The organism is Vibrio gelatinilyticus, from assembly GCF_022836845.1.
Taxonomy (GTDB): domain Bacteria; phylum Pseudomonadota; class Gammaproteobacteria; order Enterobacterales; family Vibrionaceae; genus Vibrio; species Vibrio gelatinilyticus.
Map to the genome: position 1 here is coordinate 1 of NZ_JAJNNZ010000015.1, position 17,775 is coordinate 17,775.

General features: G+C 45.3%; 33 protein-coding genes. 29 read left to right on the forward strand and 4 right to left on the reverse strand.

Features of this window, described 5'->3' with window-relative positions; all coding sequences use genetic code 11:
* The first annotated feature begins 473 nt into the window (after positions 1-473).
* The 28 genes from rpsJ (at position 474) to rplQ (ending at position 14,127) form a co-directional block, all read left to right on the forward strand.
* The gene (gene rpsJ / locus LNL84_RS15690; RefSeq protein ID WP_005417222.1) at positions 474-785 is read left to right on the forward strand and encodes a 30S ribosomal protein S10; all 312 of its coding nucleotides are present in this window, start codon (positions 474-476) and stop codon (positions 783-785) included.
* A gap of 14 nt (positions 786-799) precedes the next feature.
* The gene (rplC, locus tag LNL84_RS15695) at positions 800-1,429 is read left to right on the forward strand and encodes a 50S ribosomal protein L3 (protein ID WP_244358500.1); all 630 of its coding nucleotides are present in this window, start codon (positions 800-802) and stop codon (positions 1,427-1,429) included.
* A 16-nt stretch (positions 1,430-1,445) separates the two neighbouring features.
* On the forward strand, positions 1,446-2,048 hold the full coding sequence (gene rplD / locus LNL84_RS15700; protein ID WP_244358501.1) for a 50S ribosomal protein L4: 603 nt from the start codon (positions 1,446-1,448) through the stop codon (positions 2,046-2,048).
* On the forward strand, positions 2,045-2,347 hold the full coding sequence (gene rplW / locus LNL84_RS15705; protein WP_031495626.1) for a 50S ribosomal protein L23: 303 nt from the start codon (positions 2,045-2,047) through the stop codon (positions 2,345-2,347). Before rplD ends, rplW begins: the two co-directional genes overlap by 4 nt.
* Before the next feature lie 16 nt (positions 2,348-2,363).
* Positions 2,364-3,188 carry a 50S ribosomal protein L2 gene (rplB, locus tag LNL84_RS15710; protein WP_244358502.1) on the forward strand — a complete coding sequence of 275 codons (825 nt, stop codon included), beginning with the start codon at positions 2,364-2,366 and terminating at the stop codon, positions 3,186-3,188.
* A 19-nt stretch (positions 3,189-3,207) separates the two neighbouring features.
* Positions 3,208-3,486, forward strand: a complete 279-nt coding sequence (gene rpsS, locus LNL84_RS15715) for a 30S ribosomal protein S19 (protein ID WP_004736729.1) — start codon at positions 3,208-3,210, stop codon at positions 3,484-3,486.
* Between the two features lie 10 nt (positions 3,487-3,496).
* Positions 3,497-3,829, forward strand: coding sequence for a 50S ribosomal protein L22 (gene rplV / locus LNL84_RS15720; RefSeq protein ID WP_075651046.1), 333 nt, complete (start codon positions 3,497-3,499; stop codon positions 3,827-3,829).
* 14 nt (positions 3,830-3,843) lie between these two features.
* The gene (gene rpsC / locus LNL84_RS15725; protein ID WP_244358503.1) at positions 3,844-4,542 is read left to right on the forward strand and encodes a 30S ribosomal protein S3; all 699 of its coding nucleotides are present in this window, start codon (positions 3,844-3,846) and stop codon (positions 4,540-4,542) included.
* Between the two features lie 11 nt (positions 4,543-4,553).
* Positions 4,554-4,964: a 50S ribosomal protein L16 gene (gene rplP, locus LNL84_RS15730; protein WP_021708930.1), complete on the forward strand. Its 411-nt coding sequence runs from the start codon at positions 4,554-4,556 to the stop codon at positions 4,962-4,964.
* Positions 4,964-5,155: a 50S ribosomal protein L29 gene (gene rpmC / locus LNL84_RS15735; RefSeq protein ID WP_004410456.1), complete on the forward strand. Its 192-nt coding sequence runs from the start codon at positions 4,964-4,966 to the stop codon at positions 5,153-5,155. Before rplP ends, rpmC begins: the two co-directional genes overlap by 1 nt.
* Positions 5,155-5,409 (forward strand): 30S ribosomal protein S17, encoded by a 255-nt coding sequence (rpsQ, locus tag LNL84_RS15740; RefSeq protein ID WP_244358504.1) that lies wholly within the window; start codon positions 5,155-5,157, stop codon positions 5,407-5,409. Before rpmC ends, rpsQ begins: the two co-directional genes overlap by 1 nt.
* Positions 5,410-5,570: 161 nt before the next feature.
* Complete coding sequence (rplN, locus tag LNL84_RS15745) at positions 5,571-5,942, forward strand: 50S ribosomal protein L14 (RefSeq protein ID WP_004398463.1); 372 nt, start codon at positions 5,571-5,573, stop codon at positions 5,940-5,942.
* Between the two features lie 11 nt (positions 5,943-5,953).
* Positions 5,954-6,271 (forward strand): 50S ribosomal protein L24, encoded by a 318-nt coding sequence (gene rplX / locus LNL84_RS15750; RefSeq protein WP_096994896.1) that lies wholly within the window; start codon positions 5,954-5,956, stop codon positions 6,269-6,271.
* 23 nt (positions 6,272-6,294) lie between these two features.
* Positions 6,295-6,834: a 50S ribosomal protein L5 gene (gene rplE, locus LNL84_RS15755; RefSeq protein ID WP_244358505.1), complete on the forward strand. Its 540-nt coding sequence runs from the start codon at positions 6,295-6,297 to the stop codon at positions 6,832-6,834.
* Positions 6,835-6,851: 17 nt separating this feature from the next.
* Positions 6,852-7,157: a 30S ribosomal protein S14 gene (gene rpsN, locus LNL84_RS15760; RefSeq protein ID WP_042502755.1), complete on the forward strand. Its 306-nt coding sequence runs from the start codon at positions 6,852-6,854 to the stop codon at positions 7,155-7,157.
* A 29-nt stretch (positions 7,158-7,186) separates the two neighbouring features.
* Positions 7,187-7,579, forward strand: a complete 393-nt coding sequence (gene rpsH, locus LNL84_RS15765) for a 30S ribosomal protein S8 (protein WP_244358506.1) — start codon at positions 7,187-7,189, stop codon at positions 7,577-7,579.
* A gap of 12 nt (positions 7,580-7,591) precedes the next feature.
* Positions 7,592-8,125 carry a 50S ribosomal protein L6 gene (rplF, locus tag LNL84_RS15770; RefSeq protein ID WP_244358507.1) on the forward strand — a complete coding sequence of 178 codons (534 nt, stop codon included), beginning with the start codon at positions 7,592-7,594 and terminating at the stop codon, positions 8,123-8,125.
* A 9-nt stretch (positions 8,126-8,134) separates the two neighbouring features.
* The gene (gene rplR, locus LNL84_RS15775; protein WP_244358508.1) at positions 8,135-8,488 is read left to right on the forward strand and encodes a 50S ribosomal protein L18; all 354 of its coding nucleotides are present in this window, start codon (positions 8,135-8,137) and stop codon (positions 8,486-8,488) included.
* A gap of 14 nt (positions 8,489-8,502) precedes the next feature.
* The gene (gene rpsE / locus LNL84_RS15780) at positions 8,503-9,003 is read left to right on the forward strand and encodes a 30S ribosomal protein S5 (protein WP_244358509.1); all 501 of its coding nucleotides are present in this window, start codon (positions 8,503-8,505) and stop codon (positions 9,001-9,003) included.
* A 5-nt stretch (positions 9,004-9,008) separates the two neighbouring features.
* Positions 9,009-9,188: a 50S ribosomal protein L30 gene (gene rpmD / locus LNL84_RS15785; RefSeq protein WP_102471327.1), complete on the forward strand. Its 180-nt coding sequence runs from the start codon at positions 9,009-9,011 to the stop codon at positions 9,186-9,188.
* A 5-nt stretch (positions 9,189-9,193) separates the two neighbouring features.
* Positions 9,194-9,628: a 50S ribosomal protein L15 gene (gene rplO, locus LNL84_RS15790; protein WP_102471326.1), complete on the forward strand. Its 435-nt coding sequence runs from the start codon at positions 9,194-9,196 to the stop codon at positions 9,626-9,628.
* A 20-nt stretch (positions 9,629-9,648) separates the two neighbouring features.
* Entirely contained in the window at positions 9,649-10,983 is a 1,335-nt protein-coding gene (secY, locus tag LNL84_RS15795; protein ID WP_244358510.1) for a preprotein translocase subunit SecY, read from the forward strand.
* 39 nt (positions 10,984-11,022) lie between these two features.
* Positions 11,023-11,136, forward strand: a complete 114-nt coding sequence (gene rpmJ / locus LNL84_RS15800) for a 50S ribosomal protein L36 (RefSeq protein WP_000868186.1) — start codon at positions 11,023-11,025, stop codon at positions 11,134-11,136.
* Positions 11,137-11,284: 148 nt separating this feature from the next.
* Positions 11,285-11,641 carry a 30S ribosomal protein S13 gene (gene rpsM, locus LNL84_RS15805; RefSeq protein WP_244358512.1) on the forward strand — a complete coding sequence of 119 codons (357 nt, stop codon included), beginning with the start codon at positions 11,285-11,287 and terminating at the stop codon, positions 11,639-11,641.
* An 18-nt stretch (positions 11,642-11,659) separates the two neighbouring features.
* Positions 11,660-12,049, forward strand: coding sequence for a 30S ribosomal protein S11 (gene rpsK / locus LNL84_RS15810; RefSeq protein ID WP_005597095.1), 390 nt, complete (start codon positions 11,660-11,662; stop codon positions 12,047-12,049).
* 27 nt (positions 12,050-12,076) lie between these two features.
* Positions 12,077-12,697: a 30S ribosomal protein S4 gene (rpsD, locus tag LNL84_RS15815; protein WP_244358514.1), complete on the forward strand. Its 621-nt coding sequence runs from the start codon at positions 12,077-12,079 to the stop codon at positions 12,695-12,697.
* A gap of 24 nt (positions 12,698-12,721) precedes the next feature.
* Complete coding sequence (locus LNL84_RS15820; protein WP_004729813.1) at positions 12,722-13,714, forward strand: DNA-directed RNA polymerase subunit alpha; 993 nt, start codon at positions 12,722-12,724, stop codon at positions 13,712-13,714.
* A 26-nt stretch (positions 13,715-13,740) separates the two neighbouring features.
* Positions 13,741-14,127: a 50S ribosomal protein L17 gene (rplQ, locus tag LNL84_RS15825; protein WP_244358515.1), complete on the forward strand. Its 387-nt coding sequence runs from the start codon at positions 13,741-13,743 to the stop codon at positions 14,125-14,127.
* A 131-nt stretch (positions 14,128-14,258) separates the two neighbouring features.
* Here rplQ and bamJ read toward each other — a convergent pair whose 3' ends face one another.
* Complete coding sequence (gene bamJ / locus LNL84_RS15830) at positions 14,259-14,879, reverse strand: BamJ family beta-barrel-assembly machinery protein (RefSeq protein ID WP_244358517.1); 621 nt, start codon at positions 14,877-14,879, stop codon at positions 14,259-14,261.
* Positions 14,880-15,136: 257 nt separating this feature from the next.
* Here bamJ and LNL84_RS15835 point away from each other — a divergent pair, with 257 nt between their 5' ends.
* Positions 15,137-15,736: a LysM-like peptidoglycan-binding domain-containing protein gene (locus tag LNL84_RS15835; RefSeq protein WP_244358637.1), complete on the forward strand. Its 600-nt coding sequence runs from the start codon at positions 15,137-15,139 to the stop codon at positions 15,734-15,736.
* A 1-nt stretch (position 15,737) separates the two neighbouring features.
* Here LNL84_RS15835 and LNL84_RS15840 read toward each other — a convergent pair whose 3' ends face one another.
* The 3 genes from LNL84_RS15840 to LNL84_RS15850 all read right to left on the reverse strand — a co-directional run bounded on the left by LNL84_RS15840 (position 15,738) and on the right by LNL84_RS15850 (position 17,724).
* On the reverse strand, positions 15,738-16,628 hold the full coding sequence (locus LNL84_RS15840) for a DMT family transporter (protein ID WP_244358519.1): 891 nt from the start codon (positions 16,626-16,628) through the stop codon (positions 15,738-15,740).
* Positions 16,625-17,083 carry a GNAT family N-acetyltransferase gene (locus tag LNL84_RS15845; protein ID WP_244358521.1) on the reverse strand — a complete coding sequence of 153 codons (459 nt, stop codon included), beginning with the start codon at positions 17,081-17,083 and terminating at the stop codon, positions 16,625-16,627. The genes LNL84_RS15840 and LNL84_RS15845 overlap by 4 nt, the downstream gene beginning before the upstream one ends.
* A gap of 71 nt (positions 17,084-17,154) precedes the next feature.
* A complete protein-coding gene (locus LNL84_RS15850) occupies positions 17,155-17,724 on the reverse strand; it encodes a Crp/Fnr family transcriptional regulator (RefSeq protein ID WP_244358523.1) in 570 nt (189 codons plus the stop codon).
* Between the last annotated feature and the right edge of the window lie 51 nt (positions 17,725-17,775).

The following is a 17,775-nucleotide window of genomic DNA, read 5'->3' on the forward strand; positions in this document are numbered from 1 at the left end:
GATCTTTGACTAATTATTAGTTGATATCTTGCGAATATCGCATTTGAAAAGGGGAGCTTAGGCTCCTCTTTTTATTTCTTCAATCTTATACATTCGATTTTTTCTTACTTTACAAACACATAACCTCCCTTGCTAAAAAACACTACGGCTCCAGTAGATTATTTTTTCTTCAGCTATTGCAACTCCGTTCCCGTTCTGTATAATACCGCGCACTGGCCTAGCCAGTTGTGAACCAATGAGCATTGAGGAGTGAACGCCTACTCACGTAGATGTTTAGTAACGTAGACTCAGCTTATGTTCGCAGTTAATACAATTATTTGCTTATCAATGATAAGTGAATGATCGAAAATTAGCTGACAATGCGCTCAATTAGAGTGCTACGGTTTCACATAAATCAATCGGCATTCTCTCGTCTTTACGAGTATGAGTGGCGATATTGTTTGTGTAATTAATTAATTTTGGAGCTCTGTCTCATGCAGAACCAACGTATTCGTATCCGCCTAAAGGCTTTTGATTACAAACTAATCGATCAGTCTACTGCGGAAATCGTTGAAACAGCTAAGCGTACCGGCGCGCAGGTTCGTGGTCCTATTCCACTACCTACTCGTAAAGAGCGTTTCACTGTTCTTACCTCTCCACACGTCAACAAAGATGCACGTGACCAGTACGAAATTCGTACTCACAAGCGTTTGATCGACATCGTAGAGCCAACAGATAAAACTGTTGATGCTCTAATGCGTCTTGATCTTGCTGCTGGCGTTGATGTTCAAATCAGCCTAGGTTAAGGGAGATAAGAATAATGATTGGTCTAGTCGGACGTAAAGTGGGTATGACCCGCGTATTTACCGAAGAAGGCGTTTCTATCCCTGTAACAGTTGTTGAGGTTGAAGCGAACCGTGTAACTCAAGTGCGTACACTTGACACAGATGGTTATGCAGCAATCCAAATCACTGCAGGTGCTAAGAAAGCTAGCCGTGTTTCTAAGCCAGAAGCTGGCCACTTTGCGAAAGCAGGTGTTGAAGCAGGTCGCGGTCTTTGGGAATTCCGTTTGGAAAGCGGTGAAGAGTTTGAAGTTGGCGCTGAGCTAAACGTAGAACTTTTCAACGACGTTAAAAAAGTAGACGTTACTGGTACATCTAAAGGTAAAGGCTTCCAAGGCGCTGTTAAGCGTTGGAACTTCTCTACTCAAGATATGACTCACGGTAACTCTTTGTCTCACCGTGCACCGGGTTCAATTGGTCAATGCCAAACTCCAGGTCGCGTATTTAAAGGCAAGAAAATGGCTGGTCACATGGGTGCTGAGCGTGTAACGACTCAAAACCTAGAGATCGTACGTGTTGACGCTGAGCGCAATCTGCTTCTTATTAAAGGTGCAGTACCAGGCGCAGTTGGCGGTAACGTGATCGTTAAACCAGCTATTAAAGCATAACGTCTAGGAGTAAGTAATGGAATTGATGGTTAAAGGTGCTGATGCACTAACTGTTTCCGAGACTACTTTCGGACGTGACTTCAACGAAGCTCTTGTACACCAAGTAGTTGTTGCATATGCAGCAGGTGCTCGTCAAGGTACTCGTGCTCAAAAGACTCGTTCTGAAGTATCTGGCGGTGGCGCTAAGCCATGGCGTCAAAAAGGTACTGGCCGTGCTCGTGCTGGTACAATTCGTAGCCCAATCTGGCGTACAGGTGGTGTTACTTTTGCTGCGAAACCACAAGATCACAGCCAAAAAGTAAACAAAAAAATGTACCGCGGTGCTATGAAAAGCATTCTTTCTGAGCTTGTTCGTCAAGAGCGTTTGATCGTTGTTGATAACTTCTCAGTAGAAGCACCAAAAACAAAAGAACTTGTAGCTAAGCTTAATGAACTTGAGCTTAACGACGTTCTGATTGTGACTGGCGAAGTAGATGAGAATCTATTCTTAGCTGCTCGTAACCTGTACAAAGTTGACGCACGTGACGTTGCTGGTATTGATCCAGTAAGTCTAATTGCATTCAACAAGGTTCTAATGACTGCAGAAGCAGTTAAGCAAGTTGAGGAGATGCTAGCATGATCACTGAAGAGCGTATCCTAAAAGTTCTACGTGCTCCGCACATCTCTGAGAAAGCAACTATGGCTGCTGAGAAAGCGAACACTATCGTTTTCAAAGTAGCAAAAGATGCAACTAAGAAAGAGATCAAAGCAGCTGTAGAAAAGCTATTTGAAGTTGAAGTTAAGTCTGTAAATACTCTTATTCTTAAGGGTAAGACTAAACGTCAAGGTCTACGTCAAGGTCGCCGCAGCGACGTTAAGAAGGCGTATGTGACTCTGGCGGAAGGTCAAGATCTTGACTTCGTTGGCGGTGCGGAATAACAGGAGTAGTTAAACAATGGCTATTGTTAAATGTAAGCCGACTTCCCCTGGTCGTCGTCACGTAGTTAAAGTTGTTAATGCTGACCTACACAAGGGTAAGCCATACGCACCACTTCTAGAGAAAAACTCTAAGAACGGTGGTCGTAACAACAACGGTCGTATTACAGTACGTCACATCGGTGGTGGTCATAAGCAACACTATCGTTTGATTGACTTCAAGCGTACTAAAGATGGCATCCCAGCGAAAGTTGAGCGCCTAGAATACGATCCAAACCGTAGCGCAAACATCGCTCTAGTTCTGTACGCAGACGGTGAGCGCCGCTACATTATCGCACCAAAGGGCATCCAAGCGGGTGACCAAATCCAGTCAGGTGTTGATGCGCCAATCAAAGCAGGTAACACTCTGCCGATGCGTAACATCCCTGTAGGTTCTACAGTTCACTGTGTTGAATTGAAGCCTGGTAAAGGTGCACAAATTGCTCGTTCTGCAGGTGCATACGCACAAATCATCGCTCGCGATGGTGCTTATGTAACTGTACGCCTACGTTCAGGTGAGATGCGCAAGATATTATCAGAAGGCCGTGCAACAATCGGTGAAGTTGGTAATGCTGAGCACATGCTACGTGAACTTGGTAAAGCTGGTGCTACGCGCTGGCGCGGTGTTCGCCCTACCGTTCGCGGTGTGGTAATGAACCCGGTTGATCACCCACACGGTGGTGGTGAAGGTCGTACTTCTGGTGGCCGTCATCCAGTATCTCCTTGGGGTGTTCCAACTAAAGGCTTCAAGACTCGTAAGAACAAGCGCACTGACAAGTACATCGTACGTCGTCGTAACAAATAATCTATAAAGAGGAATCGCCATGCCACGTTCTCTCAAGAAAGGTCCATTTATTGACCTACACTTGCTGAAGAAGGTAGAGAAAGCGGTGGAAAGCGGAGACAAAAAGCCTATTAAGACTTGGTCCCGTCGCTCAATGATCATTCCAACAATGATCGGTTTGACCATCGCTGTCCATAATGGTCGTCAGCACGTTCCAGTTTTCGTTACCGAAGAAATGATCGGTCACAAACTGGGCGAATTTGCACCAACTCGCACTTATCGCGGCCACGCTGCTGATAAGAAAGCTAAGAAGAAATAGGAGTTAGATGATGGAAGCTATCGCTAAACATAACTTTGCTCGTATTTCTCCACAGAAAGCTCGCTTAGTTGCAGACCAAATCCGCGGTAAAAACGTGGATCAAGCTCTAGAAATTCTAACGTTCAGCAACAAAAAAGCTGCTGAGTTGATCAAGAAGGTTCTAGAATCAGCAATCGCGAATGCGGAACACAACGAAGGTGCAGATATCGACGATCTTAATGTCGCTAAAATCTTCGTAGATGAGGGCCCTATCATGAAGCGTATTATGCCTCGTGCTAAAGGCCGTGCGGACCGTATCTTGAAGCGTTCTAGCCACATCACTGTTGTTGTAGCAGATCGCTAACTAGGAGATAAGCAATGGGTCAGAAAGTACATCCTAATGGTATTCGTCTTGGCATCGTTAAGCCTTGGAATGCTACATGGTTTGCTAATACCAAAGATTTCGCTGATAACCTAGACGGCGACTTCAAGGTACGTCAGTTCCTAACTAAGGAACTACAAAAAGCATCTTTGTCTCGTATCGTTATCGAGCGTCCAGCTAAGAGCATCCGTGTGACTATTCACACTGCTCGTCCTGGCGTTGTTATCGGTAAGAAAGGCGAAGACGTTGAGAAACTACGTGCAGGCGTAGCTAAGATCGCAGGTGTACCAGCGCAGATTAACATCGCTGAAGTACGTAAACCTGAGCTAGACGGCAAGTTAGTTGCTGATAGCATCGCGTCTCAGCTAGAGCGTCGTGTTATGTTCCGTCGCGCTATGAAGCGTGCGGTACAAAACGCTATGCGTCTCGGCGCTAAAGGCATCAAAGTGGAAGTAAGCGGTCGTCTTGGCGGCGCTGAAATTGCACGTTCTGAGTGGTATCGTGAAGGTCGTGTACCTCTACACACTCTACGTGCTGACATTGATTACGCAACTTCTTCGGCTCACACTCAATACGGTGTGATCGGCATTAAAGTTTGGATCTTCAAAGGTGAGATTCTAGGCGGAATGCCAGCTGCTAACGCAGTAGAGCCAAAAGGCGATAAGCCTAAGAAGCAGCGTAAAGGCCGTAAGTAAGGAGTCGACAGATGCTACAACCTAAACGTACTAAGTTCCGTAAGGTTCAGACTGGTCGTAACCGTGGTCTAGCTAAAGGTACTGATGTAAGCTTCGGCGAATTCGGTCTTAAAGCTGTAGGCCGTGGTCGTCTAACTGCTCGTCAAATCGAAGCGGCACGTCGTGCAATGACACGTCACGTTAAGCGTCAAGGTAAAATCTGGATCCGTGTGTTCCCAGACAAACCTATCACAGAAAAACCACTTGAAGTTCGTCAAGGTAAGGGTAAAGGTAACGTTGAGTACTGGGTAGCCCAAATCCAACCTGGTAAGGTTATGTACGAAATGGATGGTGTACCTGAAGAGTTGGCACGTGAAGCGTTCCGCCTAGCGGCTCGCAAACTGCCGTTCAAAACTACATTTGTAACTAAGCAGGTGATGTGATGAAAGCACAAGATCTACGCGAAAAAAGCGTTGAAGAGCTTAACGCTGAGCTATTGAATTTGCTACGTGAACAGTTCAACTTGCGCATGCAAGCTGCAACTGGTCAACTACAGCAAACTCATACTCTGAAAGCTGTACGCCGTGATATCGCACGTGTGAAAACTGTTTTGACTGAGAAGGCAGGCGCATAATGAGCGACAAAATTCGTACCCAACTAGGTCGTGTAATCAGCAACAAAGCAGATAAGTCTATTGTTGTTGCGATCGAACGCATGGTGAAACACCCAATTTACGGTAAATTCGTAAAGCGTACGACTAAACTACACGCACATGACGAAAACAACGAGTGTGGCCTTGGCGACACTGTTGAAATTCGCGAATGTCGTCCACTGTCTAAGATGAAGTCTTGGACATTGGTAAACATCGTAGAAAAAGCGAAATCTTAATTTCGGTTTTCCTATAGAAATCAAGCGGCTCCGAATTTTTTTTGGGGCCGCTTATTTTTTGTCTATCCAAGTCTCGAAAAGGGTGGTACAATTCGCGTCCCTTTAAAGAGGCAGCCCGACCCGAGAGGGTCTAGTTTTTAATATTTAGCGGAGCACTAACAATGATCCAAATGCAAAGTACACTCGACGCTGCGGATAACTCCGGCGCTCGTAGAGTAATGTGTATTAAGGTTCTGGGTGGCTCTCACCGTCGTTATGCACATATCGGTGACATCATCAAAGTTACAGTGAAGGAAGCAATTCCTCGCGGTAAAGTAAAAAAAGGTGATGTTCTGAAGGCGGTGGTAGTTCGCACCCGTAAAGGCGTTCGTCGTCCAGACGGTTCTGTCATTCGCTTCGACCGTAATGCTTGTGTATTGTTAAACGACACTACTGAGCAACCAGTCGGCACACGTATCTTTGGTCCAGTGACTCGTGAACTTCGTAATGCGAAATTCATGAAGATTGTTTCACTGGCTCCAGAAGTTCTGTAAGGAGCGTCAACATGGCAGCTAAAATCCGTCGTAATGACGAAGTAATCGTTCTTGCTGGTAAAGATAAAGGCAAGAAAGGTAAAGTAACTAAGGTACTCGCTACCGGTAAAGTTATCGTTGAAGGTATCAACCTTGTTAAGAAGCACCAAAAGCCGGTTCCGGCTCTAGGTCAACAAGGTGGCATCGTTGAACAAGAAGCAGCTATTGATGCTTCTAACGTTGCAATCTTTAACGCAGCTACTGGCAAAGCGGACCGTATCGGTTTCCGTATTGAAGACGGCAAGAAAGTTCGTTTCTTCAAGTCTAACGGCGAAACCGTTTCTAACTAATAGAAGTAATTTGGAGTTCTACTATGGCGAAACTGCATGATTACTACAAGTCGTCTGTAGTTGCTGAACTGACCAAAGAGTTCAGCTACTCAAGCGTCATGCAAGTCCCTAGGATTGAGAAAATCACCCTAAACATGGGCGTTGGTGAAGCAATCAACGATAAGAAACTGCTAGAAAACGCAGCAGCTGATATGGCAACGATCTCTGGTCAAAAGCCACTTATCACTAAAGCGCGTAAATCTGTTGCAGGTTTCAAAATTCGTGAAGGCTACCCAATTGGTTGTAAAGTAACCTTACGTGGCGAGCGTATGTGGGAGTTCTTAGAGCGTCTCATTTCTATCGCACTTCCACGTGTACGTGATTTCCGTGGTGTTAGCGCTAAGTCTTTTGACGGACGCGGTAACTACAGCATGGGCGTTCGCGAGCAAATCATCTTCCCGGAAATCGACTACGATAAAGTCGATCGCGTTCGCGGTCTTGATATTACTATCACGACAACCGCGGGTTCCGATGAGGAAGGCCGAGCTCTGCTGGCTGCCTTTAACTTCCCATTCCGTAAGTAAGGTGAAGGGTTACTGTTATGGCTAAACAATCAATGAAAGCGCGCGAAACTAAACGCGCGAAGCTAGTAGCTAAGTTCGCTGAAAAGCGTTCAGCGCTTAAAGCTATCATCAGCGATGTAAACGCATCTGAAGAAGATCGTTGGAATGCAGTTCTTAAACTGCAAGCTCTTCCACGTGATTCAAGTGCATCACGTCAGCGCAACCGTTGCAACCAAACTGGTCGTCCACACGGTTACCTACGTAAATTCGGTCTAAGCCGCATTAAGGTTCGCGAAGCTTGCATGAAAGGCGAGATTCCGGGTCTTCGTAAGGCTAGCTGGTAATTGCCACTTAATCATTTGGAGTAAATCGTATGAGCATGCAAGATCCGATTTCGGATATGCTGACCCGCATTCGTAACGGTCAGGCAGCAGATAAAGTTGCTGTAAAAATGCCTTCTTCAAAGCTTAAAGTTGCAATTGCTACTTTGCTAAAGGCTGAAGGCTACATCGTTGACTTCGCTGTAGAAGGCGAAGCAAAACCTGTGCTAGAAGTTACACTTAAGTACTTCCAAGCTAAACCAGTTATCGAGCAAATCCAACGTGTTTCACGTCCTGGCCTACGCGTCTACAAGAATAAAGACTCGTTGCCATCAGTGATGGGCGGTATGGGTATTGCTGTTGTTTCCACTTCCAAGGGTCTTATGTCAGACCGCGCTGCTCGCAAAGCAGGTCTTGGTGGTGAAATCATCTGCTACGTAGCTTAATAGGAGTAGACTATGTCTCGTGTTGCTAAAGCACCTGTCGCTATTCCAGCTGGCGTAGAGGTGAAACTAAACGGCCAAGAGATCACTGTTAAAGGTGGTAAAGGTGAACTTACTCGCGTTCTTAACGACGCAGTAATCGTTGCCCAGGAAGATAACACTATCGTTTTCGCACCGCGCGAAGGTATCGCTAAAGCTAACGCTCAAGCTGGTACTGCACGTGCACTTGTGAACAACATGGTTGTTGGTGTTACTGAAGGCTTTACTAAGAAACTTACCCTTAAGGGTGTTGGTTACCGTGCTGCTATTAAAGGCAACGCTGTAGGTCTAACTCTAGGTTTCTCTCACCCAGTTGAGCACGAGTTGCCAGCGGGTATTAAAGCTGAGTGTCCAAGCCAAACTGAAATCGTACTAACGGGTTGTGACAAGCAACTTGTTGGTCAGGTTGCGGCTGACATTCGTTCTTATCGTGAGCCTGAGCCTTATAAAGGCAAAGGTGTTCGTTACGCAGATGAAATTGTGCGTACTAAAGAAGCTAAGAAGAAGTAAGGTAACACTATGGATAAGAAAGCATCTCGCATCCGTCGTGCTACACGCGCACGTCGTAAGATTGCAGAACTGGGTGCAACTCGCCTAGTAGTACACCGTACTCCTCGTCACGTTTACGCTCAAGTAATCGCAGCGAACGGCTCTGAAGTTATCGCAGCCGCTTCTACTGTAGAAAAAGCGATTCGTAACGAAGTTAAGAGTACTGGTAACATCGATGCAGCTAAAGCAGTAGGTAAAGCTATTGCTGAGCGCGCTCTTGAAAAAGGCGTATCTGCTGTTGCATTCGATCGTTCTGGTTTCCAATACCACGGTCGAGTAGCGGCGCTAGCAGAATCTGCTCGCGAAGCTGGTCTGAAATTCTAAGGTAGGGTTGGACGATGGCTAAAGAACAACAACAAGCTAGTGATTTGCAAGAAAAGCTAATCGCAGTTAACCGTGTTTCTAAGACGGTTAAAGGTGGTCGAATCATGAGCTTCACTGCACTAACAGTCGTTGGTGACGGTAACGGTCGTGTAGGTTTCGGTTACGGTAAAGCCCGTGAAGTACCTGCTGCGATTCAAAAAGCAATGGAAAAAGCGCGTCGTAACATGGTTACTGTTGCGCTTAACGAAGGCACTCTTCACCACGCGGTGAAAGGTCGTCATTCGGGCTCTAAGATCTACATGCAGCCAGCTGCAGAAGGTACAGGTATCATCGCCGGTGGTGCGATGCGTGCAGTACTTGAAGTTGTAGGTGTACACAACGTATTAGCAAAAGCTTACGGTTCAACTAACCCAATCAACGTTGTTCGCGCAACGATTGCTGGTCTAGTAGACGTTAAGTCTCCAGAAATGGTAGCTGCTAAGCGTGGTCTAACTGTTGAATCAATTTCGGAGTAAGAACCATGGCTAATACTATTAAAGTGACTCAAACTAAGAGTTCAATCGGTCGTCTACCTAAGCACAAAGCGTGTCTTAAAGGTTTAGGCCTTCGTAAAATCAACCATACAGTAGAACTTGAAGATACTCCGTGTGTACGCGGTATGATCAACAAGGTTTACTACATGGTTAAAGTTGAGGAGTAATCAGAATGCGTTTGAATACTCTATCACCGGCTGCGGGTTCTAAGCCTTCTAAGAAGCGCGTAGGTCGTGGTATCGGTTCTGGCCTTGGTAAAACAGCTGGTCGTGGCCATAAAGGTCAAAAATCACGCTCTGGCGGCAGTGTTCGTCCAGGCTTTGAAGGCGGTCAAATGCCTTTGAAACAACGTCTACCAAAATTCGGCTTCACTTCTCGTAAGAGCCTAGTGTCTGCTGAAGTTCGCCTAGCTGAGCTAGCGAAAGTAACAGGTGACGTTGTAGATCTAAACAGCCTTAAAGCGGCTAACGTTATCACTAAGAACATCGAATTTGTTAAAGTTGTTCTTTCAGGTGAACTAACGAAAGCTGTGACTGTTAAAGGTCTACGCGTGACAAAAGGCGCTAAAGCTGCAATCGAAGCTGCAGGCGGTAAAATCGAGGAATAATCTCGAGGAACGAGGTACAGATGGCTAAGAAACCAGGACAAGATTTTCGTAGTGCTCAGAGCGGCTTAAGTGAACTAAAGTCGCGCTTATTATTCGTAATTGGTGCACTTTTAGTATTCCGAGCGGGCTCTTTTGTGCCGATTCCTGGTATTGACGCGGCTGTACTTGCCAACTTGTTCGAACAGCAAAAAGGTACCATCGTAGAAATGTTTAACATGTTCTCCGGTGGTGCATTAGAGCGTGCATCTATTTTAGCATTGGGCATCATGCCGTATATTTCGGCATCTATTGTTGTCCAATTGCTAACTGTAGTTCATCCAGCGTTAGCGGAACTCAAAAAAGAGGGTGAAGCAGGCCGTCGTAAGATAAGCCAATATACACGCTACGGCACGCTTGTACTTGCAATTTTCCAAGCTATTGGTATTGCAACGGGCTTACCAAACATGGTCGATAATCTGGTTGTTATCAACCAAACCATGTTTACGCTCATTGCTACCGTAAGTTTAGTAACTGGCACCATGTTCTTAATGTGGTTAGGTGAACAAATTACAGAGCGAGGAATTGGTAATGGTATTTCCATTCTAATTTTTGCAGGTATTGTTGCTGGATTGCCATCGGCAATCGGTCAAACAATTGAGCAAGCGCGTCAAGGTGAACTGCACGTACTTCTTCTGCTGTTGATTGCTGTGTTGTCATTTGCGGTAATTTACTTTGTTGTATTTATGGAACGTGGTCAGCGTCGTATCGTCGTTAACTATGCGAAACGTCAACAAGGTCGCAAAGTGTTTGCAGCACAAAGTACTCACTTGCCATTGAAAATTAATATGGCGGGTGTAATACCAGCAATCTTTGCGTCAAGCATTATCCTGTTCCCAGGAACATTGGCGCAGTGGTTTGGTCAGAACGGTGAAAGCAGCACATTCGGTTGGTTAACTGATGTGTCTTTAGCTCTAAGCCCAGGTCAACCGCTGTACGTAATGCTTTATGCAGCAGCTATCATTTTCTTCTGTTTCTTTTACACGGCGTTGGTTTTCAATCCGCGTGAAACAGCAGATAATTTGAAGAAGTCCGGTGCGTTCGTACCCGGCATCCGCCCAGGTGAGCAGACAGCGAAGTATATTGATAAAGTAATGACTAGACTAACTCTAGCGGGTGCTCTATATATTACCTTTATCTGTCTGATTCCCGAGTTCATGATGGTCGCTTGGAACGTTAGGTTCTATTTTGGCGGCACATCGCTACTCATCGTAGTAGTGGTTATTATGGACTTTATGGCACAGGTACAGACTCATCTGATGTCTCAACAGTATGATTCTGTGTTGAAGAAAGCAAATCTGAAAGGTTACGGCCGTTAATTCGGTGGTAGTCTCAGATTTCATTTACGGAGTTTAGCAATGAAAGTTCGTGCTTCCGTTAAAAAAATCTGCCGTAACTGTAAAGTTATCAAGCGCAACGGTGTTGTGCGAGTAATTTGCAGTGAGCCAAAGCACAAACAGCGCCAAGGCTAATAAAGCAGAAATTTTTACTTGAAATATAAGGTATGGTCGAGTATATTCCTCGGCCTACCTTTTGCGTGCAAAAGAAGTAGTATGCCGCAGCGTATCCTCGACGGGCTTTGCTGCGGATAATTCTTTACTAAAGTACTAGGAGTGAATAGTGGCCCGTATAGCAGGCATTAACATTCCTGATCAAAAACATGCTGTAATCGCATTAACTGCGATTTACGGTATCGGCAAAACCCGCGCTCAAGCTATTCTAGCTGACGTGAACATTGCTGAGAATGTTAAGATCAGTGAACTAACTGAAGAGCAGATTGATCAACTGCGTGATGGTGTAGCTAAGTACACCGTAGAAGGTGATCTACGTCGTGAAGTCTCAATGAACATCAAGCGTCTTATGGACCTTGGCTGTTACCGAGGTCTTCGTCATCGTCGCAGTCTACCACTACGTGGACAGCGTACTAAAACCAACGCTCGCACCCGTAAGGGTCCGCGCAAGCCGATCAAGAAATAGTCGGGAAGGTAGAGTACAATGGCAAAACAACCAACACGCGCTCGTAAGCGCGTACGCAAGCAAGTTGCTGATGGCGTAGCGCACATCCATGCATCTTTCAATAATACAATCGTAACTATCACGGATCGTCAAGGCAATGCTCTAGCATGGGCTACTGCTGGCGGTTCTGGTTTCCGCGGTTCTCGTAAGTCTACTCCGTTCGCTGCACAGGTTGCTGCAGAGCGTTGTGCAGAAATGGCTAAAGAATATGGCCTAAAGAACTTGGAAGTTATGGTAAAGGGTCCTGGTCCAGGTCGTGAATCTACTGTTCGCGCACTGAACGCAGCTGGTTACCGCATCACTAACATTGTTGATGCTACACCAATCCCTCATAACGGTTGTCGTCCACCTAAGAAACGTCGCGTATAACGTTTCTAGGAATATTGGAGAAGAATCATGGCAAGATATTTGGGTCCTAAGCTTAAGCTTAGCCGTCGCGAAGGCACTGACTTATTCCTTAAGTCTGGTGTTCGTGCGATTGATACCAAGTGTAAAATCGATAACGCACCAGGTGTACACGGCGCTCGTCGCGGTCGTCTATCTGAGTACGGTGTTCAGCTTCGTGAGAAGCAAAAAGTTCGTCGTACATATGGCGTTTTAGAAAAACAATTCCGTAACTACTACAAAGAAGCTGCACGCCTTAAAGGCAACACAGGTGCAAACCTGCTTCAGCTTCTTGAAGGTCGTCTTGATAACGTAGTTTACCGCATGGGCTTTGGCGCAACACGTGCTGAATCTCGTCAACTAGTTAGCCACAAAGCTATCCTAGTTAACGGTAAAGTTGTAAACGTTCCTTCATTCAAAGTTGCGGTTAATGACGTTGTTTCAATCCGCGAGAAAGCTAAACAGCAGACTCGTATTAAAGCGGCTCTAGAAGTTGCTGAACAACGTGAAAAACCAACTTGGATTGAAGTAGATGCTGGCAAAATGGAAGGTACATTCAAGCGTATGCCTGAACGTTCTGACCTATCAGCTGACATCAACGAACACTTGATCGTCGAGCTTTACTCTAAGTAAGGTTTAAACTAAAGAGAGGACACAATGCAGGGTTCTGTAACAGAATTTCTTAAGCCACGTCTTGTTGACATCGAACAGATCAACACGACACACGCAAAAGTAACTCTTGAGCCATTAGAGCGTGGTTTTGGCCACACTCTAGGTAATGCGCTTCGCCGTATTTTGCTTTCGTCTATGCCAGGTTGCGCAGTGACTGAAGTTGAAATTGAAGGCGTTCTTCACGAGTACAGCACTAAAGAAGGCGTTCAAGAAGATATCCTAGAGATTCTTCTTAACTTGAAAGGCCTTGCTGTTCGCGTTGCGGAAGGCAAAGATGAAGTGTTTATTACACTGAACAAGTCAGGCTCAGGCCCTGTTGTTGCAGGTGACATCACCCATGATGGTGATGTAGAGATCGCTAACCCAGAACACGTAATTTGTCACCTAACGGATGACAACGCTGAGATCGCTATGCGTATCAAAGTTGAACGTGGTCGCGGTTATGTTCCAGCTTCAGCCCGTATCCATACTGAAGAAGATGAGCGTCCAATCGGTCGTTTGCTTGTTGACGCGACTTACAGCCCAGTAGACAAAATTGCCTACGCTGTAGAAGCGGCACGTGTTGAGCAACGTACTGACTTAGATAAGCTTGTTATCGATATGGAAACAAATGGTACTCTTGAACCTGAGGAAGCAATCCGTCGCGCAGCTACTATCCTAGCTGAGCAATTGGATGCATTCGTAGATCTTCGTGATGTACGTGTTCCTGAAGAAAAAGAAGAGAAGCCGGAGTTCGATCCGATCCTACTACGTCCTGTAGACGATCTTGAACTAACAGTTCGCTCTGCTAACTGTTTGAAAGCAGAAGCGATTCACTACATCGGTGATCTTGTACAGCGTACTGAGGTTGAGCTACTTAAAACGCCAAACCTTGGTAAAAAATCTCTTACAGAGATTAAAGACGTGCTTGCATCACGTGGTCTTTCTCTGGGCATGCGCCTAGAAAATTGGCCACCAGCATCAATCGCTGAAGATTAATCGATACTAGTTAGAAGGATTAGGTCATGCGCCATCGTAAGAGTGGTCGTCAACTCAACCGCAACAGCAGTCATCGCAAAGCGATGTTCAGCAATATGGCTAGCTCTCTTGTACGTCATGAAGTAATCAAGACTACATTGCCTAAAGCAAAAGAGCTACGTCGCGTAGTTGAGCCTTTGATTACACTAGCTAAGACTGACAGTGTTGCTAACCGTCGTCTAGCATTTGCACGTACTCGTGATAACGAAGTAGTTGCGAAACTATTCAACGAACTAGGTCCACGTTTTGCTGCCCGTCAAGGCGGTTACACTCGTATCCTAAAAGCTGGTTTCCGTACCGGCGACAAAGCTCCAATGGCTTACATTGAGCTTGTAGATCGCCCAGAAGTTGCTGAAGAAGCAACTGCTGAGTAAAAAAGTTCGAAGAAAATGAAAAGACCGAGCCTTGTGCTCGGTTTTTTTATGCCTGTGACAATGCCCTTTTATTTAGATAAAAAAAAGGCTAGCCCAAAGGCTAACCTTAATACGTAGCATTGCGAGTATTCTTAAAGAATATCTAGTAGCTCTACTTCAAATACTAGAGCTGCGAATGGTGGGATTGCCGCACCAGCACCACGTTCGCCGTAAGCTAGATCTTGAGGAATGTACAGTTTCCACTTAGAACCAACAGGCATTAATTGAAGTGCTTCAACCCAGCCTTTAATAACACCTGTAACAGGGAATTCAGCTGGTTGGCCACGAGATACTGAACTGTCGAATACAGTACCGTCAGTTAGCTCACCGTGATAGTGAACACGTACTTGTTTGTCTGAAGTTGGGATTTCGCCAGTACCTTCAGTAAGTACTTCGTATTGAAGACCAGATTCTAATACAGTCACTTCTGAACGAAGAGCATTGTCTTTAAGGAAAACTTCACCGTCTGCTGCCGCTGCCTTCGCTGCTTCTTGGCGTACTGATTCTGCACGAGTGTGAAGCTCTTGAAGTGCTTTGTTGATCTCGTCAACTTCGATTTCTGGCATGTCGCCAGTCAGTGCTGTTGCGATACCTTTAGCGATAGCATCAACGTTTAGGCCTTCTAGACCACTACCAGCAAGTTGTTGGCCCATTTGTAGACCAATACCGTAGCTTGCTTTTTGCTCTACAGTTTCTAATTTCACGTCAGACATGACTGTCTCTCTTTTACTTAGTCAAATGGAAGGCAAAGGATATCAGTTCTAATTACTTTAAGAAACGTCTGTTAAGGGATGAGTTGTTAGTTACTATCATATTCATGCTCTATGATGGTGAAATTCACTCGATGGCTGCACAGATTTGATAAACTTGTGATGTTTAGCTGCTATAAATAAGCCAGTGACTGATTTTTGTATACTATGTGATTAGGTTTTTTTAAACTGGGCTCGTATAGAGTTGGAGTCAAAACGTGATGAATCGTCGACACAGGAAAAAACAACAGGTAGACCACTTTGAACAGTTGAAACAACGTTTGTCTTCAATTGATTTTAAGCGCATCAATGTTTCGCTACCAGATCGGAAAGTGGCACGTGATAACATCGTGAGTTTCTGGAACCGCTTACCGAAGCTACATCGCCGGGCGCTTAGTATTCTGACACCGTTAGTGTTCATCTTAATGCTTTGGCCTTCGAGTAAAGGCGAAGATAACACAGTGCAAACGGCCCCAAATCAGCGTGTCGCTCTTGATTTCAACGCAACCTCACTGAGTGAACAAAGCAGTACGGCACCAGCAAAACACTCATTGACCACAAACGAGTGGCAAGAGTATACCGTAAAGCAAGGTGATACTTTGGCCCAGGTCTTTCGTAAAAATCAGTTTTCTATGGCTGACCTTAATGCGCTGGCCAAGATCGAAGGTAGCGACAAACCTCTTAGCCGTATCAAACAAGGGCAGTTGATTCGTTTTAAACTCACAGAAGAAGGTGCTTTAGACATACTTCAAGTAGAGAAATCAGGTCAATCGATTATGTTTTTTCGATTGTCTGACGGAGGTTTCGGGCGCAGTAAATAGTCTAACGCTCTGAAGTGAGTCTCTGCAACGCTTGCTTGATTTTATCTCTGGGAAGCAAAGGAATCACAATCAAAAGGATACCGATAGCCGTTATTAGTGACGGTATCTCATCAAACCAAATGATGCCAATCACAGTCACAAACGCCAAACCCGAATATTCGCTCATAGCGATGTCTGCGGGTTTAACCTTTTTGTAGGCCACGACAGCCAATCCGTTGTACAAAAGGATTAACGCTGCCGCAATGCCAACCAAGCCATACTCTTTCCCCGATACTGTCTGCCACGTTAGACCCGCCCCAATAGAAGCGACAGGGATAGACAATAACGACGTCCAAAATAACGTCGTCACGACACTTTGTTGGTTCGGTATCTTCCTCGCCATGATATTAAAAATTGCTAACGTTGTCGCCGTGACCAATGCACATAAACTGGCCCAATGAAATTCAGAGGGTCTTAGTACGATCAGTACTCCAATAAAACCGACAATTGTCATCATGATTTTCGCACGAGCTGGCTTTTCGGCAAGTATCACTAGCGATAATGGCAACATGATAAGTGGGGCTGCATAAACAACAGCATTAGCCGTTGCAAGGGGGAGATAGGTCAATGCAAGCATCATGCTCCCACTTCCGACAAGTATTAAATGTGCACGAAAAAGAGTTGCTTTGGGGTTGCTTAACCCTCTTTTGTGCGACGGCTGAAGAAGCCAAAATGGCAAAATCATTAGTGCAGAAGTGAGCTGCCGAATAAAGACATACTGGAAAGGTGTGATACCTCCCTCAAGCAATTTGACCGCAACATCAGAAAAAGCCGCAAGACAGTTCCCTACGACCAATAGGGCTATGGCAGTATGGTAGTACTTAGCGGGCGAATCTGTGCTAGTTGAACTCATTGACTCGGGGTGCGCAGCATATCGATATGCGGAATCCCATCTTCGAGATATTCTTTTGAGTTAATGACAAAGCCATGGCGTCCGTAATAGTGCTCTAAATGAGCTTGAGCGCCAATTTCGATGGTGCTTTGTGGCCATAGAGATTCAATACAAGTCAGAGCCTGAGTAAGCAGTTGATGGCCAAGTCCACCACCACGATGACTAAGCTTAGTCGCTACGCGACCAATGCTAGCGCTTGGGTATGAAATCCCTTGAGGTATTAGTCGTGCACAAGCGATGAGTTCGCTCCCCTGATAGCCCAACAGGTGATATACATCAGGCATACTATCTTTGCCGTCTAGTTCAGGATAAGGGCAATTTTGTTCAACAACGAAGACATTCACCCGCAAGCGAATTAGTTCATACAGCTCGATAGTAGAAAGTTCGGAGAATAGTTTGAGCTTCCAGGTTGTCATAAGGATCTCTTAGTCGATAAAACAAAGGTGGCTAATGTATATTGATTGGTGAGCTTTTTCATTAACCTTTGTTAATTATCTGAATGGTCCCGTGACTTTATACGACTTAAGCTTACTTGAGTAACGCCCAAGTAGGCGGCAATATGATAGTCGTTGATTCGCTCTTTGAGTTCAGGAAAGTGCTGGCAGAAAAAGCGATAACGTTCTTCGGGCGTATAAAGAAGCATAAAGCGTTCTTTGTATTCCTTATGCAGAAATTGCGCCTCAAGTAGCCTCATATATATAGGATGACGCTGTGTGCGCCATTCGTTCACCGTTGACATGGGTAAGCTATAGAGCGAAACCGGTGTTAAGGTTTCAAGCAAAAATGGCGATGCTGATGACTTAATTAGGGATTCAAAGCCAATAATCCAATCATTTTCCCAGTAAAACTCTTTGCTAAATTGTTTTCCAGAATCTGTTAAATAGCAGGCGTGACACAGTCCTTCAAGTACAAAATAGAAAGCATCCGATGTCTCACCTTGCTCCACCAAAATATGGCGAGTTGGCAGCTCTAAAGGCTGAGCAACCAGCAGTATCATTTCGATTTCGTGTGTAGAGAAGCCGTATTGTGCCAGTTGCTGTATAAATTGTTGTTCCATCTTGCCCTTCGTTCTGATTGGAGTCATAAAAAAAGCCATGACCGAAGTCAT

Bases quoted from the DNA above. Each gene is read 5' to 3' on its own strand.
- rpsJ (WP_005417222.1), top strand. From the start codon at position 474: ATGCAGAACCAACGTATTCGTATCCGCCTAAAGGCTTTTGATTACAAA.
- rplC (WP_244358500.1), top strand. From the start codon at position 800: ATGATTGGTCTAGTCGGACGTAAAGTGGGTATGACCCGCGTATTTACC.
- rplD (WP_244358501.1), top strand. From the start codon at position 1,446: ATGGAATTGATGGTTAAAGGTGCTGATGCACTAACTGTTTCCGAGACT.
- rplW (WP_031495626.1), top strand. From the start codon at position 2,045: ATGATCACTGAAGAGCGTATCCTAAAAGTTCTACGTGCTCCGCACATC.
- rplB (WP_244358502.1), top strand. From the start codon at position 2,364: ATGGCTATTGTTAAATGTAAGCCGACTTCCCCTGGTCGTCGTCACGTA.
- rpsS (WP_004736729.1), top strand. From the start codon at position 3,208: ATGCCACGTTCTCTCAAGAAAGGTCCATTTATTGACCTACACTTGCTG.
- rplV (WP_075651046.1), top strand. From the start codon at position 3,497: ATGGAAGCTATCGCTAAACATAACTTTGCTCGTATTTCTCCACAGAAA.
- rpsC (WP_244358503.1), top strand. From the start codon at position 3,844: ATGGGTCAGAAAGTACATCCTAATGGTATTCGTCTTGGCATCGTTAAG.
- rplP (WP_021708930.1), top strand. From the start codon at position 4,554: ATGCTACAACCTAAACGTACTAAGTTCCGTAAGGTTCAGACTGGTCGT.
- rpmC (WP_004410456.1), top strand. From the start codon at position 4,964: ATGAAAGCACAAGATCTACGCGAAAAAAGCGTTGAAGAGCTTAACGCT.
- rpsQ (WP_244358504.1), top strand. From the start codon at position 5,155: ATGAGCGACAAAATTCGTACCCAACTAGGTCGTGTAATCAGCAACAAA.
- rplN (WP_004398463.1), top strand. From the start codon at position 5,571: ATGATCCAAATGCAAAGTACACTCGACGCTGCGGATAACTCCGGCGCT.
- rplX (WP_096994896.1), top strand. From the start codon at position 5,954: ATGGCAGCTAAAATCCGTCGTAATGACGAAGTAATCGTTCTTGCTGGT.
- rplE (WP_244358505.1), top strand. From the start codon at position 6,295: ATGGCGAAACTGCATGATTACTACAAGTCGTCTGTAGTTGCTGAACTG.
- rpsN (WP_042502755.1), top strand. From the start codon at position 6,852: ATGGCTAAACAATCAATGAAAGCGCGCGAAACTAAACGCGCGAAGCTA.
- rpsH (WP_244358506.1), top strand. From the start codon at position 7,187: ATGAGCATGCAAGATCCGATTTCGGATATGCTGACCCGCATTCGTAAC.
- rplF (WP_244358507.1), top strand. From the start codon at position 7,592: ATGTCTCGTGTTGCTAAAGCACCTGTCGCTATTCCAGCTGGCGTAGAG.
- rplR (WP_244358508.1), top strand. From the start codon at position 8,135: ATGGATAAGAAAGCATCTCGCATCCGTCGTGCTACACGCGCACGTCGT.
- rpsE (WP_244358509.1), top strand. From the start codon at position 8,503: ATGGCTAAAGAACAACAACAAGCTAGTGATTTGCAAGAAAAGCTAATC.
- rpmD (WP_102471327.1), top strand. From the start codon at position 9,009: ATGGCTAATACTATTAAAGTGACTCAAACTAAGAGTTCAATCGGTCGT.
- rplO (WP_102471326.1), top strand. From the start codon at position 9,194: ATGCGTTTGAATACTCTATCACCGGCTGCGGGTTCTAAGCCTTCTAAG.
- secY (WP_244358510.1), top strand. From the start codon at position 9,649: ATGGCTAAGAAACCAGGACAAGATTTTCGTAGTGCTCAGAGCGGCTTA.
- rpmJ (WP_000868186.1), top strand. From the start codon at position 11,023: ATGAAAGTTCGTGCTTCCGTTAAAAAAATCTGCCGTAACTGTAAAGTT.
- rpsK (WP_005597095.1), top strand. From the start codon at position 11,660: ATGGCAAAACAACCAACACGCGCTCGTAAGCGCGTACGCAAGCAAGTT.
- rpsD (WP_244358514.1), top strand. From the start codon at position 12,077: ATGGCAAGATATTTGGGTCCTAAGCTTAAGCTTAGCCGTCGCGAAGGC.
- LNL84_RS15820 (WP_004729813.1), top strand. From the start codon at position 12,722: ATGCAGGGTTCTGTAACAGAATTTCTTAAGCCACGTCTTGTTGACATC.
- rplQ (WP_244358515.1), top strand. From the start codon at position 13,741: ATGCGCCATCGTAAGAGTGGTCGTCAACTCAACCGCAACAGCAGTCAT.
- bamJ (WP_244358517.1), bottom strand. From the start codon at position 14,879: ATGTCTGACGTGAAATTAGAAACTGTAGAGCAAAAAGCAAGCTACGGT.
- LNL84_RS15835 (WP_244358637.1), top strand. From the start codon at position 15,137: ATGAATCGTCGACACAGGAAAAAACAACAGGTAGACCACTTTGAACAG.
- LNL84_RS15840 (WP_244358519.1), bottom strand. From the start codon at position 16,628: ATGAGTTCAACTAGCACAGATTCGCCCGCTAAGTACTACCATACTGCC.
- LNL84_RS15845 (WP_244358521.1), bottom strand. From the start codon at position 17,083: ATGACAACCTGGAAGCTCAAACTATTCTCCGAACTTTCTACTATCGAG.
- LNL84_RS15850 (WP_244358523.1), bottom strand. From the start codon at position 17,724: ATGGAACAACAATTTATACAGCAACTGGCACAATACGGCTTCTCTACA.